This window comes from Dactylosporangium sp. NPDC051541 (genome assembly GCF_044454505.1).
Classification (GTDB): domain Bacteria; phylum Actinomycetota; class Actinomycetes; order Mycobacteriales; family Micromonosporaceae; genus Dactylosporangium.
On the sequence record NZ_JBITDU010000024.1, the window covers coordinates 1 to 20,384 of the forward strand.

Below are 20,384 nucleotides of genomic sequence, written 5' to 3' on the forward strand. Positions count from 1 at the left end.
CACCGCATCGGCAGCAGCTACCGACTCTGTTTCAACTTCCTCGACCACACCGGCCTACGACTATGACCATCACCCAAAAACCGAAAGATCTTTAGAAATCTTTCCGGCTGATCGGAAGTCAGCGTGGCCCGGCGGTGGCAGCGGGCCGTCCGTGGCCGCTGTAGTGATCGGATCGTCGGCGCCGGGGTGCGAGCTCGAGCCGGACCCCGGTGACAACGGCCGATCGGCGAAGCCACCGTGCGGCTACACCTCGGCCGCACGGAAGATCACCACGAACCGGCTGTCAACCTGCGGACCGCCTGACCAGGTGCGCGTAGTGACCGTCGCGGGCGAGGAGTTCGTCGTGGGTGCCCGACTCGGCGATGCGGCCCTCGTGCAGGACGTGGATGACGTCGGCGTCGCGGACCGTGGAGAGGCGGTGGGCGATGACGATCCGAGTCTGGCCCAGCGCCGCCAGCTGCGCCTCGACCAGGGCCTCCGTGGCCGGGTCGAGGTTGCTCGTCGCCTCGTCCAGCAGCAACACGCTCGGCCCCGGGAGCAGGGCCCGGGCCAGGGCGAGGCGCTGGCGCTGCCCGCCGGAGAGCCCGCCGCCGTCGACGAGGAAGGTGTAGTACCCCATCGGCATCGCCGCGATCTCCTCGTGCATCCCCGCCGTCGCCGCCGCGGCCGCGACCCGGGGCAGCGGTGCGTCGGGTTCGGTGAGGGCGATGTTCTCCCGTACCGTGCCGGTGAACAGGATCGGGTCCTGCGTGACGACCCCGAACCGGCCGCGCCGCGTGTGCGGGTCAAGGGCCTCGGCGGGCACGCCACCGAACAGGATCCGGCCCTCCACGGGTGTTTCGAGCCCGAGCAGGAGCCGGACCAGGGTGCTCTTGCCCGACCCGGACCGGCCGACGAACGCCACCTTCTGCCCCGGTTCCACGGTGAAGCTCACCCCGCGCAGGACCCACGGCCCCCGCGGATCGAACCGGAAACCCAATTCGCGAATAGCGATCGGCCCTTCGGACGGCCGCGCCGCCGCAGATCCGTTGGTCACCGCCTTGGGTGAGCAGGTCGAAATGTCGTCCAGTCGGGCCACATGCGCGCCGGACTGCTCGGGCGGCGGCGCCGCGGCACAGCCGTTTATCACCGTCGCTGCAGAGCCGGCTACCACCGTCGTAGCATAGCCGTTGGCCACCGCCTCGGGTGAGCTGGCCAGGATGTCGTCCAGGCGGGCCAGGTGCGCGCCGGACTGCTGCAGCTGCTGTAGATTGTCCACAATGGACGTCAGCGGAGCCAGGGCGGCGGCCGCGAGGGCACTCAGGGCCAGCATCGTGCCCAGCGAAAGATTTCCGGCGAGGACTCGCTGGGCGCCGAGCAGCAACAGCAAAGCCGGCGCGAGGTACTGCAACGCCCCCAGCCCGGTCTCGAGCGCCCCGCGGACGAGGCCGTGGCGGGTGCCGGCGTTGAGCTGGGCCGCGAACAGGTACTCCCACCGCCGCACCGCCCGCCCCTCCGCGCCGGCCGCCTTGAGCGTCTCGATCCCGGCGAGGGCCTCGATGAGGTGCGCCTGCGCCTTGGCCCCGGCGTGCAGTTCCCGTTCGGCGAGCTCGGCGACCCGGCGTCGGGTTGCCAGGAGCAGACCGAGCTGCACGGCGGCCAGCCCGGCGAGGCAGCCGCCGAAGACGGGGTCGCGCCAGGTGACCAGAGCGACGTACCCGAGCATCAGCGGCGCGTCGAGCAGCGCCGCCAGGACGTGGCCGGAGAGCAGCTCCCGCAGCGCGGCGACGCTCTGGGTGCGCAGGACCAGGTCACCGCTGCCCCGGTCCGCGAAGTACCGGTACGGCAACGAAAAAAGATGCCGAACGACATTCGTGGTCAATTCGTGGTCGGCCCGGGCCCGCAGCGCGAGCAGCAGCAGGGACCGCAGCAACCCGATGACGGCCCGCGCAGCGACGGCAACCCCAACGGCCAGAGCGAGCGGCGCGAGGAGGTCGGCGGCGCCGCCGGGCAGCACCTGATCGATGAGCACCGCCGACAACGCGGGAACCGCGAGCCCGAGTACCTGCAGCAGCACCGACGCGAGCACGATCTGGCCGAGCAGCCCCCGGCACCGGCGAATAGCCGCTCCGAACAACCGTTTGCGCCACGGCGGGTCGCTGTCACCACCCCCGCGACGAAAGTCCGCCCCAGGTTCGAACGCGATGACGACACCGGTGAACCCGGTCGCGAACTCCTCCGGGGTGAGCCGCCGCCGCCCGGACACCGGATCGAGCAGGTGCGCCCGCCGCCCCCACCGTTCGAGCAGCACATAATGATTGAAATTCCAATACAGAACAGCCGGCATCGGTACTGCCCGCAGGTCCGTCGGTGCGATGGACAACGCCGTGGCCAGGAGCCCGTGCGCGCGGGCGGCCTCGACGAGCGCGAGGGCGCTGAGCCCGTCGCGGGACACCCCAAGCTCGGCGGTCATGGCCCGCACGCTGGTAGGCCGCCCGAAGTGCGTCAGCACCATGGCCAGGCAAGCCGCCCCGCAATCAGCCGCCGCGACCTGCCGGAGCTCCTTGATCCGCGTCACCTCTGGATCCGCAGCATCGCCACCGCAAGCCCTCCGAGCAGCAACGTCGCGGTGACCCACAACATGACGAACACCCACCGGGGCAGGGTTCGCAGCTCCTCAGGCGGCACCCGTCCAGCCTCCGCATGCCGCCGAACAGCCTCCGCGAGAAAGATCCCGTCACGCACCGGGACCCCAGTTCCACTCAACCCGCGCCGCCGCCCGCCGCGCCGCAAGCCATTCGCGAAACCGCATTCGCGAAACCATGTCCGCATCAGCCGCCCGCCGCGAAAGCACCCGCACGACCGAAAGCCCCGCGCCAACCCCAGCCCCGCCAGCCACCGCCCCGCCCGCCGACACCGCCCCGCCAGCCGCAGCCGCACCGTCGAACAGCTCCGCACCGTCGAACAGCTCCGCACCGCTGGACAGCTCGGCACCGTCGAACAGCTCCGCATTGCCGGACAGCTCGGCACCGTCGAACAGCTCCGCATTGCCGGACAGCTCGGCACCGTCGAACAGCTCGACACCGCGGGACAGCTCCGCACCGCCCGAGAGCACCGCAGCGTAGGCGGGAACGGTCTCGAACACCGGCGCCGCCCCACTCCCCGCCGCGAACTCAGCAACAGCCGCCGCCACGAGATCCGGCGCCGCCCGCAGCCGAGCAGCCGCCTCGGCATCGCGAGCCTCGACCCGCACGATCGTCACAACGTCGAACCCACCATCGTCGAACGTCGCCTCCACCGATCCCGCCTCCACCGACCGTGCGTCGGCCGACCGTGCGTCGGTCGACGGCGCCTCGACTGACGACCCCTCGGCCGACCGCGTCCCCACCGATGGCGCTCCGACGAATGGAACCTGCGCCGCCGAGAAACCAGCGCCGGGCGCGGTCACCACCTGCCGCAGCCGCGCCACCCGAGCCTGGTGCGCGACCAGCTCCTCGAACTGCCAGTCACTGAGCCGTTCCCGCTCCATCCAGGCCCGCGTCGCCTCCGCCGTCAGCAACCCCCGTGCCCGCCGGAACGCGTCGGCCGCGTCCTGCAACTCGCTGTCGGTGACGTCGATCCCCAGCTCATCGATCGCCTCCCGGACCAGGCACGAATCGACGAGCCGCTCCCGCAGCGGCGCCGAGTTCCACAGGAGATCGAGGAAACCGACCGCATCGGCGACGTCGAGCTCGACCCCGTTGACCCGCACGAGCAGCACCTCACGCGCCCGCTGCACGCCGCGCAACGGCCACGGCACGCCGTCGTCCGGGCACCACGACAACGACACCACACCGTCATCGCCCGGCAAGCGCACAAGCACATCAAAGTGCCAGCTCCGGGGGTACTCCTCCCGCTCACACAACACCCGCACGCCCGGCCCGAGCGCCTTGACCCGCGCCTTCAGCTGCTCCGGAGTGAAATTCTCCTTGCTGGCCGTACGAAGGATCGCAATCGTTTCGCGAATCACTGTTCGCTCCCGTGCAGCAGCTGCGCGAGGGCGGCGGTGATCGGCAAGCCGGTCGCGGCCTCGAGCCAGTCGAACTGGCCGGTGGGGTTGATTTCCAGGAACACGTACTCGCCTTCCGGGGTCAGAATCAGATCAATGGCGCCGAAGTGCAGCCCGAGCCCGTGCACGAGTCGCAGACAGCGCTCGGCCAGCACGTCGGGGAGCCGGTGGACGGCGAGCGGTGTGCCGCCGTGGTCGTAGCGGCGCCAGTCGTAGCGGGTGTGCTGCGTCGCCTGCGAATGAATTTCGGCCGCGAATACCTGGTCGCCGACGACGGTGACGCGCACCTCGAGGCGCTTGGGCACGTACGCCTGGACGATCATCGGGGCCAGCCGCAGCGTCGCCGCGTGCATGAGGTCGCGGTTCGTCACCGGGTCGCTGTAGCGGCCCATCGGCTCGTCGGGGGTTCCGCGCACGGCCCGGTGCAGCGGCTTGGTGATGATACGGCCGTCGTGCTCGGCGTGGAAGTCCAGCAGCCGGTCCGGGTCCGCGGTCATGAGCGTCGGCGGCACGGCGAACCCGAGCCCGACCGCGGCGTCGAGGTGGAACGCCTTGCGCGCGGCCCGGTCGATGACGTCCCGGGGCGCGGGAATTTGCCGGCACGGCAGCGACCGGAGCACGCCGTCGAGGTAGTTGCGGACCTCGCTCTGCAGGTGGGCCCGCACGTCCGGGTCGGTGACGGTGTGCGGTGGCACCGGCGCCGCCGGCCGCCGGTGCCACACGCACGTCAGACCGTCCAGATCCACGTCCCGGCCGTCGAGGCGCAGCCACCGCCGGACGGGCGCCGTGCCACCGGCGGCCAGCTCGACCTGGGCCGACGCGGGGACGCCGCCGGGGTCGAGCCGCAGCACGTCGGCGCCGCGGGGGGTGAGCAGCGCCGCCACCCGCTCGGCGGTGGTGTCCTGGGCGGCCGTGAGGATGAGAATCTGCGCGGTCATGACGGATCAGTGCTCGATCAGTCGTTCATGCCGTCGCCGGAGCAGGTCCAGCCGCCGCCGGTCTTGGTGCAGACCATGCTCGGGGACATCCCGCCGTTGATCTGCCGCAGCTCGTCCTCCCGCAGCTCGGCTCCGGCCTTCGCGAGCTGGTCGAGCTTGATCCGCCCGAACGCCTTCTTCAACACCATGTCGCTCTCCTTCTTCCGGTGAGGCCGGCCCGTGCGGACCGGCGACGCCATTGAAGGCCGCACGCACTTGCACCCGAATTGCAGCGCCGTTGTGGATCTCTGTCGCGAACCGGTCAGCCGCGCCGGGACACGCGCGGCCGCGCGACGAGCACCGGACCGAGGCCGATCATGCCGCGAGCCGGCACAAGCGCAGGGCGAACAGCGGCGGTCCACACGCCGTCGACCCCGAGCGCGGCGAACAGCGGCACGCCGTTGGGGTGCGGCATCACGCAGCTCATACGAAACCGCGCTACGGCAACGAAGCACAACCGGCCCGCCGTGCGCTAACGGGCCGACGTCGCCGTCACCGCGGTGAACGAATGGCGCTGACCCGGGCGGGCCGACGCGCCGTGGGCCTTACGCCTGGGCGTTGAGGACGTCGACGATGAAGCGCAGCGCGCCCTTGGGGGCGCCGGACGGCGGGTTGTCGCCGTACGCCAGGTCCGCCGGCATGTCGAGCTGGATCCGGCTGCCGACCGCGACACCGATCAGGCCGCGCTCGAAGCCCTGAATCAGGACGCCCTTGCCGATCTCGACCTCGAACGCCTGGTTGCGCTCCCAGGACGAGTCGAAGACCTTGCCGTCGGCGAGCGTCAGCCCGACGTAGTTGAGGGTGACCCGCTGCCCGCTCGCGACCTTGGCGCACGTGCCCTGGATCAGGACGGTCACGGACAGGTACTTGGGGTCCGTGAGCGCCCCGTTGTCCGCCGGGGCCGTGGCCAGCCGCGGGTCGAAGCCGCTCAGCAGCGGCGGGAAGTCCTTGCCGGCCACCGGCGCGCAGGCCGCGATGCTGGGGCTCGCCGCGGCGCTGGAGCTTGCCGCGGTACCGGGGCTCGCCGCGGCACCGGCGGGGCTCGCCGCGATCGCGCGCGCCGGCGCCGGCGGGGCGGTGCTCGGCGTGGTGCAGCCGGCCAGGGCGAGGGCCAGGACGAGCACGGCGGCGCGGAGCGAACGGGCGCGGACGACCATGGCACGGTTGTACCAGAACCGCGCCACGAAACAGGTGCGCTCGGGCGCCAGGCCCCGCAGTGGCGAGGCGGATCGGGCTCGAGGAACACGCACGTGCCGTGCTCGACGGTGCGGCAGTCGCAGGTGAGGTCGAACGCCGCGAGCCCCCTCGCACCCCGGCCCGAACCCGGGTCCCGTGCCGTCCGAGCTCGGCCCAGTCCCCACCGTCGTGCCCGGGCCCAGCTCAGGCGCGCAGGCCGGCCCGGATCCCGGTCGCCGTGCCACCGTCGTCGCCAGCTGGAGCTACGACCCCGTGCACCGGATCGGCGTCCGACCTCGGCCCGGCGAGGCCGCCGTGGCCGCGCCCAGCTCAGGTGGTGAGGGCGGCGGTGAGGGCGTTGGCCTCCGTGCGGTCGAGTTCGAGGCCGCGGACGAAGGCGGCCGCGTGCCGGTGGCTCGGGGCGCCGTGGTCGTTGTGGTGAGGGTTGGCCCGGCCGATGTGCTGGGCGGCCAGGCCGACCCGGCGGCCGATGCCGGTCACCGCGCCCCACAGCAAAGCGCCCGCCTCGCCGTCGCCGGTCAGGGTCAGCGCGCGGGCCAGGGACAGGTTCGTCACCAGCCACGAGCTCAGCACCGGGGCGTCGGCGAGGGCGCCGGTCAGGGCCAGGGCGGCGGGCCGGGCCTCGTCGGGCCGGGACCGGTACAGGGCCACCTCGACACCGAGCCAGCCGGCGACGATCGCGACCCAGCCGTAGCCGCACTCGCGGGCCAGCCGGTGCGCGTCGGCCAGGACGGCCGCGGCCGTCGGCAGGTCGCCCGCCAGGTACGCCGCGTGGCCGGCCACCATCGCGGCCTCGGCCCGCAGGTCCGGCCAGGCACCGCGCTCGGCGGTGCGGCGGGCCCGGGCCGCGGCCTCGGCGGCGAAGGGCTCGTCGCCGGCGGCCGCGGCCACGAACGACAGGCAGCACAGGGCGTCCGCGCGCAGGTAGTCGTGGCCGGCCTGCTCCGCGGCGGCGACGGCGGCGCGGGCGCGGGCGACGGCACCGGGTACGTCGCCGGCGATGGAGCGCAGCGCGGCCAGGCCCAGGTGCGCGCGGGCGCGGGCGGCCCGGCCGGTGGGGGAGCGGTCCTGGCCCGGGGCGGCGAGCGCGGCCGCCAGCCAGGCCGAGCCCTCGGCGGTGGCGCCGTGATGGAACCAGTACCACGCGACACCACCGGCGATGTCGACGGCCGCGGTGCCGTCGCCGTCCTCCAGGGACCCGCGCAGGGCGGCGCGAATATTCGTGCGTTCGGCGTGCAGGCGGCGCAGGCACGCGTCGGCGGCGTCGGTGCGCAGGTCGGTGGCGGCCGTGACGGCGAGGCCGCGGACCCAGCCGCGGTGCCGGCGGGTGGCGTCGGCGCGCTCCTGGGGATTTTGCGACGTGGAGATGTACCGCCGCAAACTCTGTGACATCGACCAGCGCGGGCCCGGCCGCTCCGTGATGATCCCGCGCGCCGCGAGGCGCTCGACCAGGCAGTCGTCGGACACCGCGGTGGCCGGGAAGCCGCCCTCGAATGCGGCGAGCCGCCCGAGCAGCGTGGTTTCGTCATTCGCGAATGGTGTCCCGGTCTGGCGTTCGTCGGGCGCTACGGTGGCCGGGGACCTGTCCTGGAACGTCACCGGCCGGCCGGGCAGCGGGGTTTCGTCATTCGCGAATGGCGTTTCGTTGACGATCCGGTGCGGCGGTGTCGGCAAAGGCTCGCGGCGCAGCATCGCCGTCTCCAGCGCGGCCAGCTCGGGGCCGGGGTCGACGCCGAAGCGGGTGGTGAGCGCGGTGCGGGCCGAGCGCAGCGTGTCGAGGGCCTCGACCTGGCGGCCCGAGCGGTGCAGGGCGACGGCGAGCAGCTGCCAGACCCGCTCCCGCGCCGGGTGCTCGTGGGCCAGGCCGGTCAGCTCGGCGACGGCCGCGTCGTGGCGCCCGAGCCCGACCTGCGCGGCGGCCCGGTCGACGAGCGCCTGGACGCGCCGCTCCTCAAGTGGACGAGCGGCCTGCATCGCGAATGGTACGTCCGGGAAGTCCGCGTACGCCGAGCCGCGCCACCACGCCAGCCCGGCCTCGAGCGCGGCCAGTCCCTGCGCGTGCCGCCCGGCCGCGACGTGCTCCCGGCCGGCGACCGCGAGGGCGGTGAACCGTTCGGCATCGAACGAGCCCGGTGCCGGACGGATCGCGTAGCCGCCACCGACGCGCAGCAGCAGCCGGGCCGGGGAGCGCGGCGGGCGGTCCGGCTCCAGGGCCCGCCGTAGCCGCGCCAGGTGGCTGTGCACGGTCCCGAGCGCGGTCGGCGGTGGGTCGGCGCCCCACAGCACCTCGACGATACGGTGGAACGGCACCTCCCGGCCGCCGGTGCTCAGCAGCAGGGCGAGCAGCATCCGGGGGCGGGGACCACCGATGTCGGCGGGGCGGTCGGCGATCGCCACCTCCAGGGGACCGAGCACGCCGAAGCGCGGCGCAGCCATGCACAAACCTCCAGGTCGGGGACACCGGACAGATCTCTGGCGGCGCCACCGGGTTGCCCGGCGCCGGTGTCGCATGCCCGACGGCAACGATCGTGCTCAAGTCCCTTCTTCGCGGGCCGATGGGTTGATCGGGGAGAAGAAGGGACCTCGATGCTGGCGGCGCTGCGTACCATCCGGATCAGCCTGCGCATGGTGGCGGCGATGGCGCTGCTGCTGGGCCTGCTCGCGGCGATCGCCGCGGTGGGCCTGTCGGCGATCACCGACCAGCGCCGGGCGACCGCCACCGTCAGCCGCTATCAGCAGGTCACCAGGCTTGCGATGCAGGTGAAGTTCCGCTCGGCCGACTTCAACGGCTGGCAGACGGCCTACGCGTTCGACGAGGCCCGCGGTGTCGCCGGCGCGGCCGCGGACACGAGCGCGAGCCGGGCCAGCTTCCTGACGTCGGCGGCGGCGTTCCGCACCGAGCTGGCGGCACTGCGCGACGGCGGTGTCAGCGCTGATCAGCAGCGCCTGGTGGCCGCCACCCTCGACCTGTTCGACCAGTTCACGGCCCTGGACGAGGAGATCGTCCGGGACTACCGGGCCGGTGGGGCGGCCGCGGTCGCCACCGCCCACCAGCGGGTCGCCGTCGACGAGATCCGCCTGTTCAACCAGATCGCCGCCGGCATCGACACCCTCGTCGGCGGCGTGGACCAGGAAGCGGCGGCGGCCACGTCGCGGGCCGAGACGGCATCGACACGGGCCGTCACCATCATCATTGTCGTGGGCATCGCGGCGGTACTGATCGGGGCCCTGCTCGCACTGGTGCTGATCCGCTCCATCATCCGGCCGCTGCGCACCCTGAACCGCCGGCTCGCCGAGATCGCCGACGGTGACGGGGACCTGACGCAGCGGATCACCGACCCGGCCCGCGACGAGATCGCCGCGGCCGCGGCCGGGTTCAACCGGTTCGCCGACCGGATGCAGTCGCTGCTGGTCGACGTGGCCTTCGGAGCGCGGCAGATCTCGGCCGCCGCCGACGAGCTCACCGACGTCAGCGCGCGGCTGGCCGGCGGTGCGACGCGGACCAGTACCCAGGCCGGGGTGGTCAGCGCCGGCGCGGAGGAGGTCTCGACGATCGTGTCGACGATGGCCTCCTCGGCCGACGAGATGACCGCGTCGATCGCCGAGATCGCCCGCAGCGCCAGCCACGCCTCCGAGATCGCGGCCCGGGGTGTCGCCGCCGCCGACGCCGCCAGCGGCACGATCGCCCGGCTCAGCACCTCGTCCGACGAGATCCAGTCCGTGGCCGAGCTCATCACCGCGATCGCCGCGCAGACCAACCTGCTGGCGCTGAACGCCACCATCGAGGCCGCGCGGGCGGGCGAGTCCGGCAAGGGCTTCGCCGTCGTCGCCGGTGAGGTGAAGGAGCTCGCGAAGCAGACCGCCGACGCCACCGGGACCATCGCCCGGCAGATCGCCGCGATCCGCGCCGGCACCGGCGACGCGACGGCCGCGATCACCCACATCGGCGAGGTCGTCGCCGAGATCAACACGACGCAGCTGACGATCGCCTCGGCGATCGAGCAGCAGACCGCCACGACCGCCGAGATGAGCCGCAACATCGGCGAGACCGCCGTGGGCTCCGGCGAGATAGCCTCCGCCATCACCGGCGTAGCCGCCACCGCCTCGTCGACTGCTGAGTCCGCGCAACGCACGAGCAGTACCGCCGCCGCATTGAACATCGCGCAGGCGGACTGCAGCCGTCTGGTGTCGGCGTTCCGATTTTGATTATGGAACGGTTTCCCCGGCGCCCGGCTGTGCCGGAGGCAACGGGAACGCCAGGCAGCGGATGCTGACCTCGCGGCGGTCCGCGGCCGGGGCGGCGTGTAGGAGGCGGTATCGCGACACGAGCTCGCGATACTCGGCGGCGAAGCGCGCCAGTTCCGCCCCGCTCAGGTGCGCCACGACGCGCTGGCCGTAGCCCCAGGCGCCGAACTCGGCCCGGTGCTCGGCGGCCCAGGCCAGCAGCTGCTGCTCGTCGTGCAGCGCCGCGTCCGGGCGGCGCGACAGTGCCCAGGTGCCGTCCGGCCGCCGGTGGGCCAGGCCGAGCGCGGCGGCCTCGCGCAGCCGGGCCGCGACGACCCCTTCGTCGATGCCGGCCGCCTCCGCCGCGGTACGCGCATCCGCCGGCCCCGTCCGCTCCAGCACCCGCGCGACCTCCTGCGCCGATGGGTCTCCCCGCAGCCGCAGATGGCGGCGCATCAACCGGTCGGAGGGCACGTCGGCACTGATCAGCCTCCGGCTCCACGCCAGCAGCAGCACGCCGAACGGCCCCTCGACCAGCACCGCCATCAGGATGCTGGGGACCGCGTCGGCCGTGCCCCAGTCGAGCGACACGTCGAACCAGGCATCGGCGAACAGCAACGTCGCACTGGCCACGAGCAGCGGCACCGCGGTCCGGCGCCGGCGCCGCCCGAGGTACGCCCCGCCGGCGAAGCACACCACGAGGGCGACATCCAGCCCGACCCAGGCGGTGCGCCACTGGCCGGTCACGAACCGGTCCGGCAGCGTCCGGGCGAGGTAGACGCTCCACGGCACCAGGACCACGGCGCCGATCGCGATGCCGAGCAGCAGTATCCGACGTCTCACCCGGCCGACAGTACGACCCGCCGGGGCCTCGCCGTAGCGGCGGTCAGAGGCCGAACTGCTGTTTGACGCCGCCGATGAAGGTGGCGTCGTCGACGGCGGCCCGGGTGGCGAGCAGCTCGGCGGCGTACGGGCCGGCGGGGTAGCGGAGCTGGTCGGTGCCGTCGGTCGCGGCCCGGTAGACGACTTCGGCGACGACCTGCGGATCGTCGCCGCCGGTGCCCTGCTGCGCCTGCGCGGCCACGAACGCGGCGACGAGCTTCTGGTATTCGGCGAGGCTTTCGTCGTTGGTGAAGTCGAACGAGCGGCCCGCGAAGTCCGTGTCGACGAAGCCCGGCTCGACGATCTTCACTTGCACGCCGATCGCCGCGAGCTCGTAGTGCAGGGCCTCGCTCAGCCCTTCGACCGCGAATTTCGTGCCGTGGTACAGGGTGCCGAGCGGGAAGGTCACCTTGCCGCCGATGGAGGAGATGTTGACGACCGTGCCGCGGCCGTTGGCCCGGAAGTGCGGCAGGATCGCCTTGGTGGTGTCGAGCAGGCCCAGCACGTTGACGTCGAACTGCCGGCGGATCTTCTCCGTCGGGGTCGCCTCGAGCGGGCCGTAGGCGCCGTAGCCGGCGTTGTTGAGCAGCACGTCGATCCGGCCGAAGCGTTCCAGGCCCGCACCGACGGCGGCCGTCACCGAGGCCGGGTCCCGCACGTCCAGCCGCGTCACGAGGACGCGCTCCAGCGGGCCGAGCTGCGTATCGTCCTCGGGCCGGCGCATCGTGGCGACGACGTTCCAGCCGTGGTCGTGGAAGTACCGTGCGGTCGCCCGGCCGATGCCGCTCGAACTTCCGGTGATGAGGATCGTTTTCGTCACGGTGCTCTCCGTCCAGCTCGGTCCGCCGCGGTGGCTGCCGCCGACGCTACGGACGACGCCCGGCCCGGGCACTAGCGGATGGCGCCGATCTGCTCGCGGTTCGCGCCAACTACGGTGGAGCCATGGCGCCGCCGCGATTCAGCCTCGCCCCGGGCACCCGTGCGTTCCTGCACGACCTCGGGGTCTCCACCGGCCGTGTCCTGCGCCGGGCCGGACTGCCGGCCGGCCTGTTCACCGACGGCCCGGCCATGATGACGATCGAGGAGTACTACCGGTTCTGGGCGGCGGTCGACGCCGACGCGGCCGACCCCGATCTGGCCGCGCGGATCGGCCGCACGGTGTCCGTGGAGGCGTTCAACCCGCCGATCTTCGCCGCGATGTGCAGCGCCGACCTGCGCACCGCGGTCGAGCGGATCGCCGCGTTCAAGCCCCTCGTCGGCCCGCTGCACTTCGAGGTGGCCGACGACCGCCGCGGTCTGACGATCACCCTGCGCTGGCCCGGCGGGCAGGCGCCGCCGCCGCTGCTGGTCGCGGCCGAGCTGGCATTCCTGGTGGCGGTGGCCCGGATCGGCACCCGGCACGAAGTGTTCCCGGCCCGGGTCGCGATGCGCCGTCCCCCGCCACAATCGTTTACGACAACGGCCTATTTCGGAGCACCGATTCGCAGGGGTACCGCCGACACGGTCACGTTCTCAGCCGTGGACGCCACGCAGCCGTTCCTCACCGAGGACGAGGCGATGTGGAACTTCTTCGCACCGGAGCTGCGCCGCCGCCTCTCCGCGCTCGAACGGTCCACCACCGTCGCCGACCGCGTGCGCGCCGCGCTCCACGAGTGCCTCCCGGCCGGCAAGCGCTCCGTCAACGCCGTCGCCGACCACCTCGCCATGAGCCCCCGCACCCTGCAACGGCAGTTGCAGACCGAGGGCACCAACTTCCAGGCCGTCCTCACCGGCACCCGCGAACGACTCGCCCGCCACTACCTGGCCGACCGATCGCTCACCACGTCCCAGATCGCCTACCTCCTGGCCTACGACGACACCAACTCGTTCTACCGGGCGTTCCGGCAGTGGACCGGCGTCACCCCCGAGGCCGCGCGGGCCGGCTGACCGGTCACGGCTCCGGGTGGTGCTCGAGGGCCTCGGTGAACCAGGCGAAGATCGGGGCGAGCGAGGGCATCGCGGGCGAGCCGTTGATGGTGGCGATGAGGTGCCAGTATCGCTCCACCCGCGGATCGTTGGCGACGGTCAGCCGGGTCCGCAGCTTGGCCCGGTACTCGCGGCTGTCGGCGGTCTGGAAAGTCTCGGCGTAGCGGGCGACCAGGTCGGCGACGATCGGCGCGGCCGGCGCCGAGGCGGGCTGGATTCCGTCGGCGATCGCCGCCCCGACCCGGTCGATGACGTGGTTGGTCAGCTCGTGATGCAGCCCGGTCCGGTCGCCGTCGGCGCGTTCGGCCGCCTGGAACTCGGCCATCCGCCGGACACTGGCCCGGAAGTCGGCGTCCTGGACCAGCTCGGCCAGCTCGACCCAGCCCTCGACCTGCTCGGCCGCCGGTTCGTCGGGCAGGTCCGGCACCGCCGCCCGCAGCAGCTCCACCAGCTCCGGGTTGGCGTCGACGCCGCCGAACGTGCTGTCGACGAAGTCGTTGATGAGCCGATGCCGTTCGGCCTCGGACAGTTGCACGATACGGTGCATGAGCTCCATCTCCTCAGGGCTGGAGTTCCGTCTCGCCACCGCCCGCAGGACCGCCCGGCGCAGTCGCAGCACCCGGATCTGCACGTCGAGCGCCTCCGCGTGCGCGGCCGCGGCCTGCGACACGCTGATCTCGTCGGCCAGCACCCGGTTGATGCTGGCCAGATCGACGCCGAGCTCCCGCAGCGTGCGGATGAGGTCGAGCCGGGCGACCGAGGTCAGGTCATACCGGCGATGGTTGGCGGAACTGCGGTGCGTGGGCGGTAGCACGCCGGCATCGGAGTAGAACCTGATCGTGCGCACCGGCAGCCCGGTCCGCCGAGCCAGGTCCCCGATCGAGTACAGCGTTGCGTGATCCACGCCGACCACTCTGCAACCTCCACCCGGTGGAGATGCAACCCGGGCGGCGACTTCGCCCGTCGGCGGCCGCCGTGCTGAAGTCCGGGCCGCCTCGTTGAGCAGGGCATGACCGTTCCTGCGCGCGTGTCCGGCGGGCTGATCGTGTGGCTGGCCGTGTCCCTCGTCGGGCTGCTCGACGGCAGCGGGCCGCCGATGCACCCGGGCCTGGCCCGGCTGCTCGTCGCCGTCGTTGGCGTCGCCGGGCTGCTCGTCGCGGCGTGGCCGGCCGCGGCCCGGCCCGCGGCCGTCGTCGGTGGCCTGGCGGCGCTGCAGATCGCCGGGTACGCCCTGGTCGCCTCCCGGGACTGGTTCAACTTCGCGGGCGCCGGTGGTGCCAGCTACTCCGCGGCCGGCGCCGGCTCGCTGCGGGCCTTCGCCGTCGCGGCGGCCGCACTGGCCGTGCTGGTCGTGTGCCTCCTGGCCTACTGGCTCGCACCGGGAGCCGGGCCCGCCGGCGAACCGTTCCGTCCGCACCGCGCGTGGGTCGTCCTGGCCGGTGGCGTCTTCGCGGCGCTGCCGGTGCTGCTGGGGGCCTGGTCCGGGGCCGCGCTGAGCGTCGTCGGGCAGGTCGCCATGTGGTGGTCGATCCCGTGGGGTCTTGGCATCGCCGGGGCCGGCGCGCTGCCGAGCCGGGCCGCCCGCCGGGCCGCGGCCGGGGGCGTGGCCGGGTCCGTCATGCTCACCACCCTGTGGTTCGCCGTCGCCTACCCCGGTGTCGCCTGACGAACCGGCCCGGTCAGGCGCCGGCTTTCGGCAGCACCAGTTCGGCGAAGACGGCCCGGTGGTCGCTGCCCGCGATATGGATGATCCTGACGTTGCGCACGCGGACGCGCTGGTCGGCGAGGATGTGGTCGAGCGTCACGCCCGGGAAGTACCACCGGTCGTCGTAGGGCCACGACGGGGAGAGCCCGGTCCCGGCGGAGTCGGCGGCGTCGCGGTATCCCTTCGTCACCACGCGGCGAAACGCCTTGTGGTCCAGGGTCGAGTTGAAGTCGCCCATGAGGACGGTGACCGGCCCGCCCGGGCTCGCCGCCGGCTGCGCCGCGAGGTCGGCCCGCCAGCACGCGCCCGATCCGCGGCCGATCGGGGCGCACGGATGCGCCGACTCGACGTACACGTCCGGGCCGCCCGGCACCCGCACACTGGCGTGCGCCTGCACGAAGCTGGTGAGCTGCCGGTACCCCTGGTCCGCCAGCGGGAAGCGGCTGTAGACGGCCGAGCCGCCGGCATTCTCCCGCGGATAGGTGACGGCGTTCGGCAGTGTCTCCTCGAGCCCGGCCGCGCGCAGGGCGGCCTGCCCGTGCGCGGAGTACTCCTGGACGGCGAGCAGGTCGACGCCGCCCTCGCGGACGAGGCGCACGATCTGACCGGGGTCGGCCTGGCCGTAGAGCATGTTGACGGTCATCACCCGCACCGTCGGCCCGTCCGGATCCCCGGCGTCGGTGCCGGGGACGGAGCGCGGCAGGACGCACGCGGCGAAGGCGAGCACCACCACCGCCGCCGTGATCGCCGGCCAGATCCGTTTCGTCAGCGCCGCGAGGGCCAGCGGCACCAGCGAGACCGCCGCGACGTACGGGGTGAAGGCCAGGAGCTGGATGCTCGGGTAGACACCCTCCAGCCCCAACACCCGCGCCGCCGCCCACACCGCGAACGGCGCGACGAGCAGCCACAGCAGCACGGTCAGCCACCGCCGCCGCCGTACGGTCACGGCCGGGGACGCGGGTGGCGGAGATCCCTCGGTGCCGATCATGCCGCCAAGAGTAGGGGACCGGGCAACCGCCGCGCCGGTCCGGTGGGCGCCGGTACGATGCCGAAAGTGATCTGGACCGGTGAGCGGGGGCCGTTGTGAGTAGCGTCAAGGTGTTGGTGGCGGGGGCGAGCATCGCCGGGCCCGCATTGGCCCACTGGCTGCACCGGCGCGGGGCCGAGGTCACCGTGGTGGAGCGGGCCCCCGAGCTGCGCCCCGGCGGGCAGGCGGTGGACGCGCGCGGGGTGACCAAGGACGTCATCGCGCGGATGGGACTGGACGCGGCGGTGCGCGCGGCCCGCACCGAAACCGCCGGCGCCTACACGGTGGACCTGGACGGGAAAGTGCTGGAGACCTTCCGGGCGGAGGATCACGGCGGCGACGGGTACATCGCGGACATCGAGATCCTGCGCGGGGACCTGTCCCGGGTGCTCTACGACGACACCCGCGACGGCGTCGAATATGTGTTCGGCGACCGGATCGCCGAGCTCACGCAGGACGCCGACGGGGTCGACGTGGCTTTCGCGGGCGGCGACCGGCGGCGCTTCGACCTGGTGATCGGGGCGGACGGGCTGCACTCGGCGCTGCGGGCGACGGTCTTCGGGCCGCACGAGCAGTTCGTCCGGCACCTGGGGCTCGTGCTGGCCTTCTACAGCGTGCCGAACGAGTTCGGGCTGGACCGCTGGCTGCTCGAGTGCCAGCACAAGGAGTCCGGACGCACCGCCCTGCTGCGGCCCATCCAGGACGCCACCCGGGCGATGGCGATGTTCTCGTTCCCCGCGGCCACGTTCGACGTCGACTACCGAGACATCGCGGCCCAGAAGCGGCTGCTGCGGGAGCGGATGGAGGGCTTCGGCTGGTTGGCGCCGCAGCTGCTCGCGCATCTGGACAGTACCCCCGACTTCTACCTCGACCAGGTCGGTCAGGTCATCATGGATCGCTGGTCCAGCGGCCGGGTCGGTCTGTTCGGCGACGCGGCGTTCAGCTCCTCGCCGATGTCCGGGCAGGGCACCGGGCTGGCGCTGGTCGGCGCCTACCTGCTGGCCGGGGAGCTGGCCGCGGCCGGTTGGGACCCGCAGGCCGGATTCGCCGCGTTCGAGGGGCGGATGCGTCCGTTCGTCGAGGCCAACCAGGAGATCGGCCGGATGCATGTGAGCAGCCTCGACGCCCCGGACGCCGAACCGGCCCCGGAGCCCGACATGGAGGCGCTCACCGACCTCGTCGAGCGCGCGATCAACGGCGTTCAACTGCCTGACTACGCGGGGGTACTGGACGTTCGTGCGTGACCGCCACGACTGAGGCCGGCCGCGGCGTCGGGTTCCGGATAGCTCCTGTGGGTTGTTCGACGTGTTCGGAGGATGGCTACCGGTCGATGCTCGGCGCATCGCTCCGGTAGTCCGGCCGGTTCGCGGCCGTCATCGCCGGAACGCCCCGAAAATCTACCCGAGGAGTCATCATGCTCATGAAACTCCGGGGCCGGGCCGTGTTCGCGGTGCTCATCGTCGCGGCCGCCCAGCTCGTGGTGCAGGTGGTCGCACCCGCGCGGGCGTTCGCCAACGCGAACCTCAGTGTCACGGTCGTCTCGACGACGCTGGAAGACTACGACGACCGCCACAACTCCAACGCGTTCCAGTACCGGTCGGCGTCTTGTCCGACGGGCATGCACGTGATCGGCGGCGGAGCCCGCGTCGACGGCGGCGACGACCAGGTCCGGCTGACCCGGCTCCAGCCGGTCCGCGGGAGCAACGGCTACAACGACTACTACACCGCCACGGCCGAGGAGCCGGACACCGGGTTCGCGCCGGACTGGCAGTTCACCGTCTACGCGTTCTGCGCCGACACGCACCAGCTCGCCAACTACAGCATCGTCTCCGCCGGCACCAGCACGGACTCGACGGCATTCAAGCAGGCCATCGCCTACTGCCCCGGCTCCACCCTGGCGATCGGCGGCGGCGCCGCCATCTCCGACGGCGACCACCAGGTCGGGCTGCAGCTGTCCCGGCTGGCCGCCCCGCTGGACATCGCCCGGGCCACGGGGCGGGAGGACCGCGACGGGTTCGCCCTGGACTGGAAGGTCACGGCCTACGCCGTCTGCGCCGACCGGATCAGCGGCGCGGCGATCTACGGCGACCTCTTCTGGGACGGCGGCACGCAGGACTGCCCGCCCGACAAGCACGTCTACTCCCTCGGCGGCGGGGGCTCGCTGACCGACTCCGGCCCGTACTTCCTGCAGTCGATCTACCCGTTCGGCACGCGCAGCTGGAAGGTCCAGATGACCGGCGTGCCGACCGGCCAGACCACCGTTCAGGCGCTCTGCGGCTACTGACCGGTGGCGGCGGCGGTGTTCCGGCCGGACCGCCGTTTGGGCGTTCTGCGGTTCTTGACTGGCCAGACCGCCGTCCGGGCGCTGTGTGGTTGTTGACCGGTGCTCGCGGCGGTGTTCTGGTCGGATCGCCGTCCGGGCGCTGTGTGGCTACTGACCGGTGCTGGCGGCGGTGTTCTGGCTGAGGAGTTCGGCGGTGGCGGTCCACAGGCGGCGTTCGCGGTCGCGGTCGAACGCGATCGGCTTGGGCTGGATCACCTTGTCCTTCAGCACGAACGCGCCGTCGCGCAGGTGTGCCCACCTGTCGTCCAGCGCCACGGACGCCAGCGCGGGGCCGGACCGCTCCGGCTTCGAGACGCCGGGCAGGCGGCCCAGGCCCCGCGCCATCGCCTGGAACGCCGCGGGTGCGCCGCGGCCGAGGGCCGTCCCCGGCATCCAGCCGGGCTCGAACACCGAGACCCCGATGCCGGGGGCGGCGTGGCGCTGGAGCTCGTGCGCGTAGTACAACAGCGCGAGTTTGGCGTTTGAATAGGCGACGCCACCGGCCCGCAGGCCGGGGTTCGCCGGGCCGGTGGCGGGGCGGGCCAGGTCGACCGGGTCGCGCCACTGCGCCTCCGGCACGTTCAGGAGCCGGCGCCAGACGTTGGCACTGTATGTGTTGGAGCCGAGCAGCACGATCCGGGCCGGCGCGGCGAACACGTCGAGCAGGTCGCCGATCAGCTGCGCGTGCGCGAGATAGTTCACCGCGAACGTCATCTCGTAACCGTCGGCCGACGCCCGCCGCGTGTCCGTGGACATCGCACCGGCGTTGGCGACCAGGGCACGCAGCGGACCGAACGAGCTTTCGCGAATGTGTTTCGCGGCGGACCGCACGTCGGCGAGGCGGGCCAGATCGGCGCCGACCGTGTGCACGTTGGAGCCGCGGGCCCGGGCCGCGTCGGCGACCTCGGTCAGGGCCGGACCTTCGCGGCCGACCAGGATCAGGTCGGTGCGGCCGGCCATGGCCAGGGTGGCGGCGCGGCCCAGGCCGCGGGTGGGGCCGGTGATGAGGACTGTCATGCACTCAGCGTGACCGGGTTTGGCGGTGCCAGGCAGTAGTCCGGTTGTCGTAGGACTGGCGGGGCCAGGACAACGGTGGCTGTGCGGGCGCAGACTGTGATCGTGGAGACGTGGGAGTTCGGCCGGATGGTGCGCCGCTGGCGGGACCGGGTCGCGCCCGACGCCGTCGGGATGCCGGTCGGACGCCGGCGCCGGGCCAGCGGGCTGCGCCGGGAGGAGGTGGCCACCCTGGCCGGGATCTCGACCGACTACCTGACGCGGCTCGAGCAGGGCCGGGCGACCGCACCGTCGGCCCAGGTCGTCGAGGCCCTGGCCCGGGCCCTGCGCCTGGCCGACCCGGAGCGGGACCTGCTGTTCCAGCTGGCCGGGCACGCCGCACCCGGCCTCGACGTGGTGTCGTCGCGGGTCACCCCGAGCGTGCAGCGGCTGCTGGACCGGCTGTCCTACACGCCCGTCGTCGTCTACGACGCGAGCTGGACGATCGTGCTCGCCAACGCTCCCTATGACGCGCTCATGGGCCCGACGACGACCTGGCACGGCCTCGAACGCAACGCCATCTGGCGCAACCTGACCCGGACCGGCAACCGCGTCGTGCACACCGAGCAGGAGCAGGCCGAGCACGAGGCCCGGCTCGTCGCCGACCTGCGCCTGACCGCCTCGCGCTACCCGGCCGACCGTTCCCTTCGCCGCCTCATCGGCGACCTGGCCGAGGCGTGCCCGCGCTTCACGGAGCTCTGGGACACCGACACACCACCGCCGGCGGTCGGCGACATGGCCAAGCACAAGGTCATCGACCATCCGGCGGTCGGCCGCATCACCCTGGACTGCGACACACTCATGGTCGTCGTCGACGATCTGCGCATCATGGTCTACACGGCCGAGCCGGCCACCGAGGACGCGGACCGCCTGGCGCTCGCCATCGTTTTGGGCACGCAGACCTTGGTCGACTGAGCGCTTTCGAGGTTTCGCGCCGAGCGGCCACGGCGCGCCCAGCGCCTCTCGCCGTCGCCCCAGCGCCTCTCGCCGTCACCCCGGCGCCT

Annotated in this window: 18 protein-coding genes; 6 read left to right on the forward strand and 12 right to left on the reverse strand. The window is 72.9% G+C overall.

Annotated elements, in window-relative coordinates; translation table 11 throughout:
• Positions 1–283 precede the first annotated feature (283 nt).
• The 7 genes from ACIA8L_RS51470 to ACIA8L_RS51500 all read right to left on the reverse strand — a co-directional run bounded on the left by ACIA8L_RS51470 (position 284) and on the right by ACIA8L_RS51500 (position 8,637).
• Entirely contained in the window at positions 284–2,635 is a 2,352-nt protein-coding gene (locus ACIA8L_RS51470; RefSeq protein WP_395916872.1) for a peptidase domain-containing ABC transporter, read from the reverse strand.
• Between the two features lie 81 nt (positions 2,636–2,716).
• A complete protein-coding gene (locus ACIA8L_RS51475) occupies positions 2,717–3,988 on the reverse strand; it encodes a TIGR04500 family putative peptide maturation system protein (protein WP_395916874.1) in 1,272 nt (423 codons plus the stop codon).
• The gene (locus ACIA8L_RS51480) at positions 3,985–4,965 is read right to left on the reverse strand and encodes an MvdC/MvdD family ATP grasp protein (RefSeq protein ID WP_395916876.1); all 981 of its coding nucleotides are present in this window, start codon (positions 4,963–4,965) and stop codon (positions 3,985–3,987) included. Before ACIA8L_RS51480 ends, ACIA8L_RS51475 begins: the two co-directional genes overlap by 4 nt.
• A gap of 17 nt (positions 4,966–4,982) precedes the next feature.
• Positions 4,983–5,153, reverse strand: coding sequence for a hypothetical protein (locus tag ACIA8L_RS51485; protein WP_395916878.1), 171 nt, complete (start codon positions 5,151–5,153; stop codon positions 4,983–4,985).
• A gap of 113 nt (positions 5,154–5,266) precedes the next feature.
• Positions 5,267–5,419 carry a hypothetical protein gene (locus ACIA8L_RS51490; protein WP_395916880.1) on the reverse strand — a complete coding sequence of 51 codons (153 nt, stop codon included), beginning with the start codon at positions 5,417–5,419 and terminating at the stop codon, positions 5,267–5,269.
• A 130-nt stretch (positions 5,420–5,549) separates the two neighbouring features.
• The gene (locus tag ACIA8L_RS51495) at positions 5,550–6,161 is read right to left on the reverse strand and encodes an FKBP-type peptidyl-prolyl cis-trans isomerase (protein ID WP_395916882.1); all 612 of its coding nucleotides are present in this window, start codon (positions 6,159–6,161) and stop codon (positions 5,550–5,552) included.
• A 349-nt stretch (positions 6,162–6,510) separates the two neighbouring features.
• On the reverse strand, positions 6,511–8,637 hold the full coding sequence (locus ACIA8L_RS51500; RefSeq protein ID WP_395916883.1) for a BTAD domain-containing putative transcriptional regulator: 2,127 nt from the start codon (positions 8,635–8,637) through the stop codon (positions 6,511–6,513).
• Between the two features lie 150 nt (positions 8,638–8,787).
• Here ACIA8L_RS51500 and ACIA8L_RS51505 point away from each other — a divergent pair, with 150 nt between their 5' ends.
• The gene (locus ACIA8L_RS51505) at positions 8,788–10,407 is read left to right on the forward strand and encodes a methyl-accepting chemotaxis protein (RefSeq protein ID WP_395916885.1); all 1,620 of its coding nucleotides are present in this window, start codon (positions 8,788–8,790) and stop codon (positions 10,405–10,407) included.
• On the opposite strand, the gene ACIA8L_RS51510 is transcribed toward ACIA8L_RS51505, so the two are convergent.
• Both ACIA8L_RS51510 and ACIA8L_RS51515 read right to left on the reverse strand, forming a co-directional pair.
• Positions 10,408–11,268, reverse strand: a complete 861-nt coding sequence (locus ACIA8L_RS51510) for a hypothetical protein (protein ID WP_395916887.1) — start codon at positions 11,266–11,268, stop codon at positions 10,408–10,410.
• Between the two features lie 43 nt (positions 11,269–11,311).
• Positions 11,312–12,127, reverse strand: a complete 816-nt coding sequence (locus ACIA8L_RS51515) for an SDR family oxidoreductase (RefSeq protein WP_395916888.1) — start codon at positions 12,125–12,127, stop codon at positions 11,312–11,314.
• 122 nt (positions 12,128–12,249) lie between these two features.
• Between ACIA8L_RS51515 and ACIA8L_RS51520 the strand changes: the two genes are divergently transcribed.
• Entirely contained in the window at positions 12,250–13,233 is a 984-nt protein-coding gene (locus ACIA8L_RS51520) for an AraC family transcriptional regulator ligand-binding domain-containing protein (RefSeq protein WP_395916890.1), read from the forward strand.
• A gap of 4 nt (positions 13,234–13,237) precedes the next feature.
• Here ACIA8L_RS51520 and ACIA8L_RS51525 read toward each other — a convergent pair whose 3' ends face one another.
• Positions 13,238–14,176: a MerR family transcriptional regulator gene (locus ACIA8L_RS51525; RefSeq protein ID WP_395916891.1), complete on the reverse strand. Its 939-nt coding sequence runs from the start codon at positions 14,174–14,176 to the stop codon at positions 13,238–13,240.
• A 105-nt stretch (positions 14,177–14,281) separates the two neighbouring features.
• On the opposite strand from ACIA8L_RS51525, the gene ACIA8L_RS51530 reads away from it, so the two are divergent.
• Entirely contained in the window at positions 14,282–14,938 is a 657-nt protein-coding gene (locus ACIA8L_RS51530) for a hypothetical protein (RefSeq protein ID WP_395916893.1), read from the forward strand.
• Positions 14,939–14,951: 13 nt separating this feature from the next.
• On the opposite strand, the gene ACIA8L_RS51535 is transcribed toward ACIA8L_RS51530, so the two are convergent.
• Positions 14,952–15,965: an endonuclease/exonuclease/phosphatase family protein gene (locus ACIA8L_RS51535; protein WP_395916894.1), complete on the reverse strand. Its 1,014-nt coding sequence runs from the start codon at positions 15,963–15,965 to the stop codon at positions 14,952–14,954.
• A gap of 95 nt (positions 15,966–16,060) precedes the next feature.
• Between ACIA8L_RS51535 and ACIA8L_RS51540 the strand changes: the two genes are divergently transcribed.
• A complete protein-coding gene (locus ACIA8L_RS51540) occupies positions 16,061–17,248 on the forward strand; it encodes an FAD-dependent monooxygenase (protein WP_395916896.1) in 1,188 nt (395 codons plus the stop codon).
• Between the two features lie 170 nt (positions 17,249–17,418).
• The gene (locus ACIA8L_RS51545) at positions 17,419–18,288 is read left to right on the forward strand and encodes a hypothetical protein (protein WP_395916898.1); all 870 of its coding nucleotides are present in this window, start codon (positions 17,419–17,421) and stop codon (positions 18,286–18,288) included.
• Between the two features lie 147 nt (positions 18,289–18,435).
• On the opposite strand, the gene ACIA8L_RS51550 is transcribed toward ACIA8L_RS51545, so the two are convergent.
• Positions 18,436–19,344, reverse strand: a complete 909-nt coding sequence (locus tag ACIA8L_RS51550) for an SDR family NAD(P)-dependent oxidoreductase (RefSeq protein WP_395916900.1) — start codon at positions 19,342–19,344, stop codon at positions 18,436–18,438.
• A gap of 102 nt (positions 19,345–19,446) precedes the next feature.
• Between ACIA8L_RS51550 and ACIA8L_RS51555 the strand changes: the two genes are divergently transcribed.
• Positions 19,447–20,295, forward strand: a complete 849-nt coding sequence (locus tag ACIA8L_RS51555; protein ID WP_395916902.1) for a helix-turn-helix transcriptional regulator — start codon at positions 19,447–19,449, stop codon at positions 20,293–20,295.
• The last annotated feature ends 89 nt before the right edge of the window (positions 20,296–20,384 follow it).

Coding starts and splice junctions, on each gene's coding strand:
- ACIA8L_RS51550 (WP_395916900.1), bottom strand. CDS start 19,344: ATGACAGTCCTCATCACCGGCCCCACCCGCGGCCTGGGCCGCGCCGCC.
- ACIA8L_RS51505 (WP_395916885.1), top strand. CDS start 8,788: ATGCTGGCGGCGCTGCGTACCATCCGGATCAGCCTGCGCATGGTGGCG.
- ACIA8L_RS51530 (WP_395916893.1), top strand. CDS start 14,282: ATGACCGTTCCTGCGCGCGTGTCCGGCGGGCTGATCGTGTGGCTGGCC.
- ACIA8L_RS51485 (WP_395916878.1), bottom strand. CDS start 5,153: ATGGTGTTGAAGAAGGCGTTCGGGCGGATCAAGCTCGACCAGCTCGCG.
- ACIA8L_RS51535 (WP_395916894.1), bottom strand. CDS start 15,965: ATGATCGGCACCGAGGGATCTCCGCCACCCGCGTCCCCGGCCGTGACC.
- ACIA8L_RS51495 (WP_395916882.1), bottom strand. CDS start 6,161: ATGGTCGTCCGCGCCCGTTCGCTCCGCGCCGCCGTGCTCGTCCTGGCC.
- ACIA8L_RS51520 (WP_395916890.1), top strand. CDS start 12,250: ATGGCGCCGCCGCGATTCAGCCTCGCCCCGGGCACCCGTGCGTTCCTG.
- ACIA8L_RS51480 (WP_395916876.1), bottom strand. CDS start 4,965: ATGACCGCGCAGATTCTCATCCTCACGGCCGCCCAGGACACCACCGCC.
- ACIA8L_RS51490 (WP_395916880.1), bottom strand. CDS start 5,419: ATGCCGCACCCCAACGGCGTGCCGCTGTTCGCCGCGCTCGGGGTCGAC.
- ACIA8L_RS51545 (WP_395916898.1), top strand. CDS start 17,419: ATGCTCATGAAACTCCGGGGCCGGGCCGTGTTCGCGGTGCTCATCGTC.
- ACIA8L_RS51500 (WP_395916883.1), bottom strand. CDS start 8,637: ATGGCTGCGCCGCGCTTCGGCGTGCTCGGTCCCCTGGAGGTGGCGATC.